Here is a 12,347-nt window from a genome sequence, read left to right as displayed (position 1 = left end):
TTGAGTTAAATGGATAACTTAGATAAAAAGTTTTACCTAGTCCGTGAGGATGTTTTGCCAGAAGCGATGAAGAAAACTATTGAAGTGAAAGAGATGCTTGAAAGGGGTAAAGCAGACTCGATTGCCGAAGCCGTTCTAAAAGCGGATCTAAGCCGAAGCGCCTTTTATAAATACAGGGACACCGTTTTTTCTTTTTCTACGATTCAGAAAGAGAAGATTATTTCCCTTTTCTTTCATTTAGAAGACCGCTCGGGTACTTTGTCTAATTTGTTAGGGGTCGTTGCCTCTTCAGGCTGTAATGTCCTGACCATACACCAAACGATCCCTCTCCAAGGCAGGGCTAACGTAACGTTATCATTAAATACATCCAACATCACAACAAAGTTAGATGATTTACTTACAGAACTAAGAAAACTTGAATTTGTTGAAAAAGTAGAAGTGCTAGGAACAGGAGCGTAGCGGACAAAGTCCGCTCTTATACCTGTTCTTTGTCTTCTTTTTAAAAATACAGGGGAGTGGAGAAAGACATGAAGGTTGGTTATTTAGGGCCAAAGGCAACATTCACTGAATTAGCAGTCAGAAAGGTTTTTCAAGGCTTTGATTTAGAGCCCTATAGCACAATTCCAGAAAGCATTGATGCCATTGTCGAGAAGAAAGTAGAACTGGCAGTTGTCCCAGTTGAAAACTCGTTGGAAGGCTCCGTTAATATTACACTGGATTATCTAACACATGTAGTCGATATTCCCATTTTAGGAGAAATCACATTACCCATTAAACAGCATCTGATGGTACATCCTGATAATAAAGACCATTGGCAAAATGTTTCAAAAGTATTTAGTCATTCCCATGCGATTGCTCAGTGCCATAAGTTTTTACATACCCATTTTAAAGGGGTGCCAATTGAAAGTGTCTCATCAACAGCGGCAGCTGCCAAGATGGTCATGGAACAGCCAGAACTAAATGCTGCAGCCATTGCGAATGAACTGGCAGCAAAGGAATATGGTTTAGCCATCGTTCAGAAAGATATTCATGATTTTCATTTTAACCATACCAGCTTTTTTGTGTTGTCAGAGCAGGCTTTGAATTTTGCAGAAATAAGCGGTTCCGAACATTATAAAACCTCTCTAATGGTTACATTACCTTCAGACCAAGCAGGAGCTCTTCATCAGGTATTATCAGCGTTTGCCTGGAGAAAATTGAATCTTTCCAAAATTGAATCAAGACCAATGAAAACAGGAATTGGGAATTATTTCTTTATTATCGATATTGAAATGAAGCTCGACGATGTGTTAATTCCAGGCGCGATTGCCGAACTTGAGGCACTTGGCTGTGGTGTCAAAGTGTTAGGAAGCTATCCACACGTCATGGTAAATCTTGATTAAATAAGAAAAGCGGAAGGCGCTTAGCTTTCGGCGACAATCACAAGACAAACCGGCCGGAAGGTTGTTCTTTAACCTTTTGGACGGCTTGTCTTGTGACCTCGAGCCGATGGCGCCTGGAGCTAGACAATTCTTGAAGTCAAAACTTATTTCTTTTTCATAAATAAGAGACCCGTCCATTTATAGTTCGGGTCTCTTTTCTTATTCAATTAGAAATCCTTCTTTTCGTAACGCATTTTCTGCTTGATCTAAAATCTGATTACTAGAACCAGTTATGGTATGAAGATGTATGCCGCCGGTTAACTCTGACAGTAACGAAGCTTTTGTAGTCTGCATGTTTTCGATAAATTGCTTCACTTCTTGGCGATTTGAAACCATTACAGAAGCGGTCAAATCACCGTATACGGTATGTTCAATCCTCACATCTTTTACAAGTACGCCGTGGTCAACCAAGATATTTAACTCTTTTTCAGTGTCTTCTGGGGAATGTTTGCAGGCGATTGTTCTTTCAAACACGACAGTGCCGGAATTCGTCTTTAAATAGATATAGCCTTGGCTCGTTGCAATAATTGGTTCATTTTTAGCCTTCAAAAGGGTGATATCCCCAACAATGACTTGTCTGCTTACATTCGTTTTAGCCGCAAGTTCACTTCCGGTGAGCGGTTCTGAGCTGTCTTTAAGCTGCTGGAGGATTAACGCCCTTCTTTCCTCTCCCAAAACTTTCTTTTGTTCAGTCATGTAGACCTCCTATAAATAATTATCTATCTTCCTATTCTAGCACAGTTGATTTCAATCTATAACGGGTGCCGGTTTGAAAGCCTCAACGATCTGGACAATAGTTTCCCCCAGCTTGATAATATCTTCTGTTGTCGAGGAATGACCGAACGAAATTCGAATAAATTCTTTAGCTGCCTCTTTGTTTAATCCCAGTGCTTCTGTCACTTTTGCAGGAGTCTGCATCCCAATTTGGCAGGCACTTCCGGTTGAAATCGCAAAGTCGAACCGGTTGCATTCAAGCATCATCCATTGCCCTTCAATTCCTGCTATTCTCATTCCAATAATATTAGCCAACTGCCGTTCATAATCCGCTTGATAGATTTTTACCCATTGTTTAATTGGTTCCAGTGTTTCAATAAACGCCTTTCGGAGCAATTGGAACTTATTTTGATCCTCTTCAAGTCTTCCGATGATTTTCTGGGCTGCTGCTGTCATGGCTGCAATCGCCGGGACATTCAGCGTTCCAGGCCTAAACCCGCTTTCATGTGAACCACCCGGAAAAAACGGAATCAAAGGAATTTCAGGCTTGATATAGACTCCGCCAACTCCTTTTGGTCCATAGATCTTGTGACCGGAAAAAGAAAAACTGCTGATCAATGGAGCAATTGCTTTAAGATTTATTTTTCCAAAAGACTGGACAAAATCGCTATGAAAATGAATGTGGTTGTTCTTGGCAATTTTTGCTATCTTCTCGATAGGCTGAATCGTTCCAATCTCTGAATTCACATGCTGCACGGTTATTAAAATCGTTTCTGGTCTAATTGATTGCAGCAGCAGTTCTGGGTCAATCAAGCCATCTGCATTAAAAGGAATTAGTGTGACATCATAGCCCTGTTTTTGGAGGCGATTTAACACCCCATGGATCGATGAATGCTCAGCTATACCTGCAATGATATGATTTCCATCCTTTAACGGTGAAGAAAGCAAAGCCTCTATGGCTAAAAAATTCCCTTCAGAACCGCCACTTGTAAAATACAATCCTTTTTTATGAATGCCCATTAGCTGGGCCAATTCTTCGCGGCAATTTTCTAGGAGTATATTTGCCTGACTGCCGCAATCGTGAAGACTTTGGGTGTTGCCAAAATATTCCATTGCCACTTTTACATAAACCTCTGCAGCATCTTGGTCTAATGGAGTTGTTGCAGCAAAATCAAAATATATCATCCTACTTCCCCCATAATCTATTTTTTTAGTACTTGTTTTTAGTTTAAATCTGTGTAAATATATATGTCAAGACACCTGTAAATTCCAGGAGGGTCATCCATGACAAAAGACGATGTAATTATAATTGGCAGTGGAATAGCCGCATTACAGCTGGCTACTCAATTAAATAACCAGTTAAATGTGAGGATACTCACAAAGGGGAAATTAAGAACAGCAAACTCGTATCTTGCCCAAGGTGGAATCGCTGCCGCCATCGGCGCAAATGACCACCCATCAAAGCATATGGTTGACACGCTTGAAGCGGGGAGATTTCATAATGATCAAGAAGTTGTCCGAGAAATCATTAACGCTGCACCCACTCTGATTCGAAATATGTCTCTTGAAGGTGATGTTTTCGATAAAGATCCAAATGGTGAATTATTTTTAGGGATGGAAGGTGCCCATAGCGAAAAGAGAATTGTCCATGGGGGCGGGGATGCAACGGGTAAAAATATGATGGAGCACTTAATAACCAAGCTCAAGGCAAATGTCATCATCGAAGAAGATGTCTTTGCTTACGAATTAATATTAAATTCTGATCAAACAACGTGCATCGGTGTGAAAGCGAAGCAATCAGATGATACGATTAAAAGCTTTTATGGGAGTCATATCATCATCGCTTCCGGAGGATGTGGCCAATTGTTTACCTACACATCCAACGCTGAAACGGTGTGTGGTGATGGCATTGCCATGGCTTACCTTGCTGGTGCAGAAATTGTTGATATGGAGTTTATTCAATTTCATCCGACCCTTTTATATGTGAACGGCGAAACCAAAGGTCTGATCTCTGAAGCCGTCAGAGGTGAAGGGGCGATTCTCATAACCGACGACGAAACGCCGATTATGGCTGGAATTCACCCGATGAAGGACCTTGCACCGAGGCATGTGGTTTCACAAAGAATCTATGAATTTCTTAGAAATGGTAAGCAAGTATATTTAGATATTCGTAACATAAAAGATTTTACGAAAAGATTTCCTTCTATTACAACCATTTGCGTTGAAAATGGCATTCGGATTGAAGATGGAAAAATTCCAGTAGCACCTGGAAGCCACTTTTTAATGGGGGGAATTAAAACAGATTTAATCGGCCGATCGTCCATTAGAGGATTATATGCAATCGGTGAAGCCGCCTGCACGGGGCTTCATGGGGCCAATCGTTTGGCAAGTAATTCTTTATTAGAAGGCTTGTACCAAGGAGAGCAGCTATCCAAATGGATTAATGGAACGAAGGCAGCCCATCAAGAATCTAAAATCAGTGATTCCTTACAGCATGCCATTTCCAAACATTTAACCTTACCTGACCGTCAACTCATACAAGAAACGATGATGGAGCGGGTTGGAATTGTTAGAAACAAAGAGGATTTAAAAAAGCAGCAAACCTGGTTAACTCAATTTAATGCTGATAAAATCCCTCTGGATCATTGTTCCGTTCATGACCTGTCGAGGATTTTTATGGTGATTACGGCGAGTTTGATTACAGAATCTGCCTTACAAAGGACAGAAAGCCGCGGTGGTCACTTTCGTAGTGATTATCCGGTAGAAAACGATCAACATTGGTTACGTAGATCCATTATTCATAAATACAATCGGGGAATGGAGAAAAATCATGAATTCATTAAAACTGCGCTCGCAACTTGAGGAATTTTTCATTGAAGATATTGGAGAACAGGATTTAACGACGGATTTAATCTTTTCAGATCAGACACAGGGGAAAATTGTTTTTCTTTCAAAGGATGAAGGGGTCTTTTGTGGAGAAGAGATTATTAGGTCCGGTTTTCAGCTGTTAAATCACGATATTAAGGTTGAACTTTTTGTGAAAGATGGTCAAGCAATCGAGAAGGGACAAGAGCTTGCCCATGTTTCAGGCAAGATTACGGATTTACTTAAAGGAGAGCGGGTCGTTCTTAATCTAATCCAACGGATGAGTGGAATCGCTACTTTAACCCAAAAGACAGTTCATACACTTGATAGTGGTCATACAAAGGTTTGTGATACAAGGAAAACGACGCCAGGGCTTAGAATGCTTGAAAAATATGCGGTTCGCTGCGGCGGAGGCTTTAACCATCGTTTTGGACTTTACGATGCTGTCATGATTAAGGATAACCATATTTCATTTGCTGGTTCCATTACAAAGGCGGTAGAAGCAGTTCGAAGTAAAGCGGGTCATATGGTAAAGGTCGAAGTGGAAGTTGAGACCGAAGAACAAGTGTTGGAAGCAGTCAAGGCCGGAGCCGATGTGATTATGTTTGATAATCGAACACCTGATGAAGTGAAGGAGTTTATCAAATTAGTCCCTGCTAGTATTATTACGGAAGCTTCCGGCGGCATTCAATTAACAAACATCGCCGAATACCGTGATACCGGTGTCGATTATATTTCCCTTGGGTACTTGACCCATTCATATAGAGCCCTAGATATCAGTGTAAAAGTATTATGGGATAAAGGAGATGAATAGAATGAGCTTCTTAGAAACTTTACAAAAGAATGCCATGATTCCGGAAAAATACAAGCAAATGACGCGGGAAGAACTTGAAAATCGCGTTATGGAAGTGAAAAAACAACTGGGCTCCCGTCTGTTTATACCCGGACATCATTACCAAAAAGACGAAGTTATACAGTTTGCCGATGCAACGGGTGATTCGTTAAAGTTGGCGCAATTATCTGCTGAAAATACCGAAGCAGAGTTTATCGTATTTTGCGGTGTTCATTTCATGGCTGAGACCGCCGATATTTTAACAAATGATAACCAAAAGGTATTTCTACCCGATATGCGTGCAGGTTGTTCCATGGCCGATATGGCAGACATTGAACAAACAGAAAGAGCCTGGGAAAAACTGCAAGCATTATTTGATGACACGATTCTTCCGCTAACCTATGTAAATTCAACTGCGGCGATTAAGTCGTTTGTCGGGGCACATGGCGGAGCAACGGTTACCTCCTCTAATGCAGAAACCATGGTTAAATGGGCTTTAGGAATGAAAGAGCGGATTTTATTCTTACCTGACCAGCATCTAGGACGTAATACAGCAGCGGATTTAGGAATTGGCTTAGATGAAATGGCGATTTGGAATCCCATCACAAATGAACTTGAATATGATGGCGAGGTTTCCAATATTAGAGTCATTCTTTGGAAAGGGCATTGCTCGGTCCATGAAAATTTTACCGTTCAAAATGTAGCAGATACAAGAGTTCAATATCCTGATATGAAAATTATTGTCCATCCGGAATGCCGACGCGAAGTCGTTGAACTAGCAGATATGGCGGGTTCAACCAGTTACATTATTAATGCGATTGAGCAGGCTGAGCAGGGTTCTTCTTGGGCAATTGGAACCGAGATGAATCTTGTAAACCGGATTATCAATGAACACCCAGATAAACAGATTATTTCGTTAAACCCTCATATGTGTCCTTGTCTAACCATGAACCGGATTGATTTGCCGCATTTAGTTTGGAGCTTAGATACATTAGAAGATACGAATAATATCATTAAAGTGGATCCAGAAATTAGTGAAAATGCAAAACTAGCCTTAGATCGGATGTTAAAAAATTCATAGACAGCGGAAAAAGATGCAATTTTAACTAATTGCATCTTTTTTTCTTGTTTTTAAAGTCTAGTTTTAATCTTTAGAAGTTTATTCGGCGATTTTTTCTACTATATCAGCGTAATTTTCAATTATTCAGCGGGATTTAGCGCCATTTCGGCGAAAATTCTATTTTTTCGGCGCAATGAGTCATAGCCTAATCTTTGGGGACTTATTCATATTTTGATAAAAGGAAGCATAGATTTTTCTGAAGAATGATAGCACTTTGCCCATCTTCACATACACTATATGGACTTATGCCATAGGAGGGAAATCAGAGTGAAGATCCATATCGTACAGAAAGGGGATACTCTTTGGAAGATCGCCAAGAAGTACGGCGTGAATTTTGAAGAGCTGAAAAAGTTAAATTCACAGCTCAGCAACCCTGATATGATTATGCCCGGTATGAAAATAAAAGTTCCAACTACAGGTGGATCCGTAAAGAAAGAAGCACCGATAGGAACGAAATCGGGAACGACAATCAATTTAGGAACAAAGAAGGAACATCCGATTGCTGAGCATCCGTTCGCCAAAGAAAAACCAGTGCCGCTGCCTGTTAAGGAAGCACCTATTGTGAAAGAAAAGCCGATCGCAAAAGAACAGCCTATTGTGAAAGAAAAGCCGATTGTAAAGGAACAACCGATTGTAAAAGAAAAGCCGATTGTAAAGGAACAACCGATTGTAAAAGAAAAGCCGATTGTCAAAGAGCAACCAATCGTAAAGGAACAGCCGATAATAAAAGAAGCACCAAAAGCACCCTATACTCCCAAAATGCCTCTGCAAATCATCCCAGAAATAGATATCAACAATTATTATCAGACTAACATGACCAAGATGGAGGTTCAACCAAACCTTCCTCCAAAAGCCAATATCCTTCCAGAGGTTAAAGAAGTTCCAATGAAAGAAATTCCAGTACCTCCACCAGCACCAATACAAGAGATGCCGATTCAGACACTGCCAGCGCAAGAAAATTGTGTACCGATGACACCTGTCATGCCTGGTCCTGGTTTCTGTCCGCCGCCATTTGGCGGGATGCCAATGCCGCCTATTATGCCATTTCCAGCGGTCCAGGAAACCGGATTTGTTCCTTATACAGGAATGGTTCCTGGTACACCAGGGGTGAATCCAGCTGTTGCTGGTACATCATTCATGCCGGGACAATTTTACCATGATGAGTCGTCATCCTTTATGCCGCAAATGCCGGTTGTGAATCCAGCCCATCCAGGAGGGGTAATGGGACCTCAAACCCCAGTATTTGAGCCTGGAGCATACGGTCAAGTACCGGCCGGTTATGGAGGTGTACCATACGGTTCTGCGCCAGTCGGCTATGGAGGCGCACCAGTTGGTCCAACTCAAGCACCGTTCGGTTATGGTAGCGTACCATCCGGACCAACCCAGATGCCTATGGGCTACGGGGGAGTACCAGCCGGATCACCGACAGGCTACGGAGAGGTACCTCATGGATTTAGTCAAATGCCAACGGGTTATGATGGTGTACCAGCTGGATACGGTCAAATGCCAATGGGTTATGATGGTGTACCAGCAGGATACAGTCAAATGCCAACGGGTTACGACGGTGTACCAGCCGGATATGGTCAAATGCCAGCTCAAGGGGTGCCTCAAGGATTTGGGCAGATGCCAAGAGGCTATGAAGGAATGCCGCCAGGAAGCCCTATGAATCCAGGGATGAGCGGAGCAGGTTATCCTCAATATCCAGTTGGAACAGCCCAAACTGCTCTAGGAAACCCTGGCCCTCTGTATGGAAACCCAGGAATGGCAGCTCCATATGGCCCTGGAGGAGCCACTTACGGTTATCCACATATGCCGGGGCAGGGATTTCCAGTAATGGGTGGACATGAGATTGAATCATCCGATCTTCTAACACCTACAACCGGAGTCCAAATGCCTTACATGCAGCAAGTCCCAACACAGACTCTGCCAACTAGTTCAGGTGGTGACTGTGGCTGTGGAGGAGGAATGCAGCCAGCTGGAATGCAGCCAGCCGGAATGGTTCCTGTACCAACACCTGTAACGCCAAGTTTTGTACCGCCAACACCGCCAATTTATAGCGCTCCTTATACAGGACCAGTTAATGTTGCTCAGCCGCCATATATGAATCCATACGGCATGGGTCCAGCTGGAATAAATCCTTACGGTATGCCAGGTTACCGTGATGAAAGCAACTAATACACGGGGTAACCAAAAAGGAGACGATGCTTATTTAAGTCGTCTCCTCTCTTATTTTCAATCACAGTTTTATGAAAAAATTGTCCAGCTGAGTCGGATCAGAAAGGCTGTTTTTTTACTAAAAACGGAGAAAAATACCTATATCATCAAAGGATATCGTGCCAATCACAAACTTAAACTTCAAGAGGCTTTCACCGCAACATTACGAACCGAAGGATTTTTGAAAACCTACCAATATTTGACCCATCCTATAAAAGAACCGCTCTTTTTTGAGGATACCTATTTTGGCTGTATCGAATATATTCCACCAAATAAAACAGCCTTTTCGTACGATAATCAGCAAAATCGTCAAGAAGGGCTTGAACTGTTAAAACAGTTCCATCAAACAACTGCATTGTTTGAAAGTCGATACCAAACGTTAATACCACAAGGACAGTTAATTGAAAAATGGACAGAGCGACTGCGGCTGTTTATGCATAATCGATCTTCTATAAAATATTTTCTGGATGATTACATTATTTCGGAATTGATTTCCTGGGCAAACTGGTCAATAGCCGGTATGGTAAAGAAACGCCGTTTCTTTCAAAAGGAACCGTCTGTCATTCTCCATGGGGATGTAGCCCATCATAATTTTCTGCGCGATAAAAATGCAAAGCTCCATTTAATTGATTTTGATTTAATTAGTATCGGACCACCTTCCTTTGATTATTTACAATATGCTAATCGCATTCTTCCCAGCATTGATTGGTCATTGGGCAAACTGGGAAGTTTAAAGGATATTGGAAAATATTTAGACGAAGAAGCTTTCATCTATGCTCTAGCTTTCCCAGCGGATATTTTTCGGGAATGGAATCGGCTCATCCGGGAAAAGTCTTATACGGACCAATCAAAATTAAAGCAGGTTATGGATTTAACTGTAAATCAATTTCATCTAAGAAAAAATTTTTTCAGCCAATTACAGGAAAAAGTGAAATGATTTTATCAGAATGAATTTCCACTGAAGAAACACCCTATAAATGAGCATAAATAATCGCTCAGATTGTTCTCTAGGGGGTTTATCGCTTGATCAAAAAACAGTGGATGATTCCTCTTTCCTTCACATTACTAGTAGGGATTACTGGGTGTGCAAATGATAAAAATAATGCCGGAAAAAATAACCTAGCTCAGCCGCTTGGTTACTATTCCAACGAAAAGCATGATAAAAATGAAAGTTACAATTTCAGTGACAATGATGGTGCTTTAACGGAAATCATGGACCACAATTTAGGAGCGGAAGACCATGCTATAGATGAAAGAACCCGATCGGACCTGCAAACGAGAGATAAGAATGGAAATCCTATAAATCCAACAGTCCCTAGAGCCAAAACCGATCGGAACTTCTTGCAGCGGGATAACCGTTATAGTACCAGCGATTTAAATTATCACGGACATTTAAGCGCGAAGAACGGTAACAATGGTGTTGTCACTAATCCGGACTTTCAGGATCGTTTTACGGCAAAAATAAGAGATAAAGTGGAAAAAATCGACAATGTCAGAAATGTCAGGTCGGTTGCCTATGGCAATAATGTGATTGTTTCCGTGTCCTTACATGATCAGACCCAAGCAGCAGCAACAAAAACTGCTATTAAAAAGGTCGTGCAGCCTTACGCCAAAGGAAAGTCTATACAAGTGATTACCGATGAAGGCACCATGGGTCGTGACCGGAACATTCATAATGATGCACAAAGGGAAAAGGGCGGTCGCTAAGCCCATTCAAAAACAAAGAGGTAAAGCTTTCGGGCTTTGCCTCTTTTTATTAAAAATCGACTTTGAGAATTGTTTAGCTACAGCGCCTAGCGCCTCGAGGTCACAAGCCAAGCCGTCCAAAAGGTTAAAAAACAACCTTTCGGCCGGCTTGTCTTGTGCTTGACGGGGCTGATCAAGGCGCTTTCACTTTTCTGAGGATAAAAAGGCAAAATTAGGCTAAACTAGGACTGTAAGGTATGTTCAATTATAAACATAAGAGGTGAGTAACATGAGGGTCGTTGGGATAGCAAGGTACCGGTACACATTAGCCGTATTTGCTGTTATTCTCTTCATGTTTATCGGCAGCGTTCCTGGGATGATCACGAAAAGTTTGGCAGCACAACCGGAAGACCAAACCATCAACACCAAGCCGCAAAACTTGACCGTCATATTAGAAAGAGTCTATCTTGATGGAGAAGTCAGTCAGGAAGTAGTGCACGAGACTTGCTGGAAGATGGAGAATTTTTGGGCGAAATATGACCAATGGCAGCTTACAAACATCAACCAATCAACCTATGTATTTCGAAAACAAGTGGATGATATCTCTCCATTACTAAAAGCAAATGGATTTTTTGGAGTCACAGAAAATGGTGTATTAACCATCTTTAATGGGCGCCCAGGGCAATCACGGATTATTCAGTCGTTCTTTCAAATAGATATTAAAAAGCTTGAGAGTAAAAAACAAGAGGAATTAATTCAAGGTATTCCAATCAAATCGAAGGACCATTATGTGAAAGTCCTAGAAACATTTAAACCATATTCCGTAAAAATAGAATAAACGTTTAATCAATTCAGACTGATTGAGTAAAATCAGCCTGTTTTTTTATGTTTAGCTATATTAATTTTCTGTTGTATTTCAGCTAGAGGTCCATTTGGACAGTTTTGATATATGTATCGCCTGCTCTAGCCCTATTAGCTCCCCATTGGGACAGGTTTGAAGAACCCAATTGCCTACTTGTCCGAAACAGGTGGTCATTCGGACAGGTTGGAACTAAAACAAAGGCCTTCTTGCCGAATCGTGTTCGTATACGGTCAGCATGACTCAGAAAACATGAAGAGCTGTCTGAAGTCAAGCCAAGTTCGGACAGCATGACTCAGAAATCACGAAGAGCTGTCCGAAGTCAAGCCAAGTTCGGTCAGCATGACTCAGAAAACACGCAGAGCTGTCCGAAGTCAAGCCGAGTTCGGACATTACAAGTCAGAAATTACGCAGAGCTGCCCGAAGTCAAGCCGAGTTCGGACATTACAAGTCAGAAATTACGCAGAGCTGTCCGAAGTCAAGCCAAGTTGGGACAGCACAAGCCAGAAAACACGAAGAGCTGTCCGAAGTCAAGCCAAGTTCGGACAGCATGACTCAGAAAACACGCAGAGCTGTCCGAAGTCAAGCCAAGTTCGGACAGCATGACTCAGAAAACACGCAGAGCTGTCCGAAGTC

The 12,347-nt window shown here is 41.8% G+C and carries 12 protein-coding genes; 10 read left to right on the top strand and 2 right to left on the bottom strand.

The features are described from left to right. Positions 1 to 9: 9 nt before the first annotated feature. Both thrR and pheA read left to right on the top strand, forming a co-directional pair. The gene (gene thrR, locus JOC76_RS11840) at positions 10 to 459 is read left to right on the top strand and encodes a transcriptional regulator ThrR (protein ID WP_205177826.1); all 450 of its coding nucleotides are present in this window, start codon (positions 10 to 12) and stop codon (positions 457 to 459) included. 68 nt (positions 460 to 527) lie between these two features. Continuing rightward, the gene (pheA, locus tag JOC76_RS11835) at positions 528 to 1,382 is read left to right on the top strand and encodes a prephenate dehydratase (RefSeq protein WP_205177825.1); all 855 of its coding nucleotides are present in this window, start codon (positions 528 to 530) and stop codon (positions 1,380 to 1,382) included. 198 nt (positions 1,383 to 1,580) lie between these two features. Here the strand turns inward: pheA and JOC76_RS11830 are convergent, their stop codons facing one another. After that, complete coding sequence (locus JOC76_RS11830; RefSeq protein WP_205177824.1) at positions 1,581 to 2,117, bottom strand: transcription repressor NadR; 537 nt, start codon at positions 2,115 to 2,117, stop codon at positions 1,581 to 1,583. A gap of 51 nt (positions 2,118 to 2,168) precedes the next feature. Continuing rightward, positions 2,169 to 3,320, bottom strand: coding sequence for an IscS subfamily cysteine desulfurase (locus JOC76_RS11825; RefSeq protein WP_205177823.1), 1,152 nt, complete (start codon positions 3,318 to 3,320; stop codon positions 2,169 to 2,171). 99 nt (positions 3,321 to 3,419) lie between these two features. Between JOC76_RS11825 and nadB the strand changes: the two genes are divergently transcribed. From nadB to JOC76_RS11785, 8 genes are all read left to right on the top strand, one after another. Next, positions 3,420 to 4,997: an L-aspartate oxidase gene (gene nadB / locus JOC76_RS11820; RefSeq protein ID WP_205177822.1), complete on the top strand. Its 1,578-nt coding sequence runs from the start codon at positions 3,420 to 3,422 to the stop codon at positions 4,995 to 4,997. Then, positions 4,966 to 5,814 carry a carboxylating nicotinate-nucleotide diphosphorylase gene (nadC, locus tag JOC76_RS11815; protein ID WP_205177821.1) on the top strand — a complete coding sequence of 283 codons (849 nt, stop codon included), beginning with the start codon at positions 4,966 to 4,968 and terminating at the stop codon, positions 5,812 to 5,814. Before nadB ends, nadC begins: the two co-directional genes overlap by 32 nt. Position 5,815: 1 nt before the next feature. Further along, positions 5,816 to 6,913 carry a quinolinate synthase NadA gene (gene nadA, locus JOC76_RS11810; RefSeq protein WP_205177820.1) on the top strand — a complete coding sequence of 366 codons (1,098 nt, stop codon included), beginning with the start codon at positions 5,816 to 5,818 and terminating at the stop codon, positions 6,911 to 6,913. Positions 6,914 to 7,219: 306 nt separating this feature from the next. Next, entirely contained in the window at positions 7,220 to 9,127 is a 1,908-nt protein-coding gene (gene safA / locus JOC76_RS11805) for a SafA/ExsA family spore coat assembly protein (RefSeq protein WP_205177819.1), read from the top strand. After that, complete coding sequence (locus JOC76_RS11800; protein WP_205177818.1) at positions 9,114 to 10,103, top strand: aminoglycoside phosphotransferase family protein; 990 nt, start codon at positions 9,114 to 9,116, stop codon at positions 10,101 to 10,103. The genes safA and JOC76_RS11800 overlap by 14 nt, the downstream gene beginning before the upstream one ends. Before the next feature lie 86 nt (positions 10,104 to 10,189). Further along, positions 10,190 to 10,873, top strand: coding sequence for a YhcN/YlaJ family sporulation lipoprotein (locus tag JOC76_RS11795; RefSeq protein WP_205177817.1), 684 nt, complete (start codon positions 10,190 to 10,192; stop codon positions 10,871 to 10,873). A gap of 268 nt (positions 10,874 to 11,141) precedes the next feature. After that, entirely contained in the window at positions 11,142 to 11,690 is a 549-nt protein-coding gene (locus JOC76_RS11790; protein ID WP_205177816.1) for an intercompartmental signaling factor BofC, read from the top strand. Positions 11,691 to 12,001: 311 nt separating this feature from the next. Beyond that, positions 12,002 to 12,265 (top strand): hypothetical protein, encoded by a 264-nt coding sequence (locus JOC76_RS11785; RefSeq protein ID WP_205177815.1) that lies wholly within the window; start codon positions 12,002 to 12,004, stop codon positions 12,263 to 12,265. The last annotated feature ends 82 nt before the right edge of the window (positions 12,266 to 12,347 follow it).

The organism is Neobacillus cucumis (assembly GCF_016908975.1).
Lineage (GTDB): Bacteria > Bacillota > Bacilli > Bacillales > Cytobacillaceae > Neobacillus > Neobacillus cucumis.
This window is presented reverse-complemented; position numbering and strand designations above follow the sequence as displayed.

Excerpts from the sequence above, each read along its gene's own strand:
- thrR (WP_205177826.1), top strand. The coding sequence starts at position 10 with ATGGATAACTTAGATAAAAAGTTTTACCTAGTCCGTGAGGATGTTTTG.
- pheA (WP_205177825.1), top strand. The coding sequence starts at position 528 with ATGAAGGTTGGTTATTTAGGGCCAAAGGCAACATTCACTGAATTAGCA.
- JOC76_RS11830 (WP_205177824.1), bottom strand. The coding sequence starts at position 2,117 with ATGACTGAACAAAAGAAAGTTTTGGGAGAGGAAAGAAGGGCGTTAATC.
- JOC76_RS11825 (WP_205177823.1), bottom strand. The coding sequence starts at position 3,320 with ATGATATATTTTGATTTTGCTGCAACAACTCCATTAGACCAAGATGCT.
- nadB (WP_205177822.1), top strand. The coding sequence starts at position 3,420 with ATGACAAAAGACGATGTAATTATAATTGGCAGTGGAATAGCCGCATTA.
- nadC (WP_205177821.1), top strand. The coding sequence starts at position 4,966 with ATGAATTCATTAAAACTGCGCTCGCAACTTGAGGAATTTTTCATTGAA.
- nadA (WP_205177820.1), top strand. The coding sequence starts at position 5,816 with ATGAGCTTCTTAGAAACTTTACAAAAGAATGCCATGATTCCGGAAAAA.
- JOC76_RS11800 (WP_205177818.1), top strand. The coding sequence starts at position 9,114 with ATGAAAGCAACTAATACACGGGGTAACCAAAAAGGAGACGATGCTTAT.
- JOC76_RS11790 (WP_205177816.1), top strand. The coding sequence starts at position 11,142 with ATGAGGGTCGTTGGGATAGCAAGGTACCGGTACACATTAGCCGTATTT.
- JOC76_RS11785 (WP_205177815.1), top strand. The coding sequence starts at position 12,002 with ATGACTCAGAAATCACGAAGAGCTGTCCGAAGTCAAGCCAAGTTCGGT.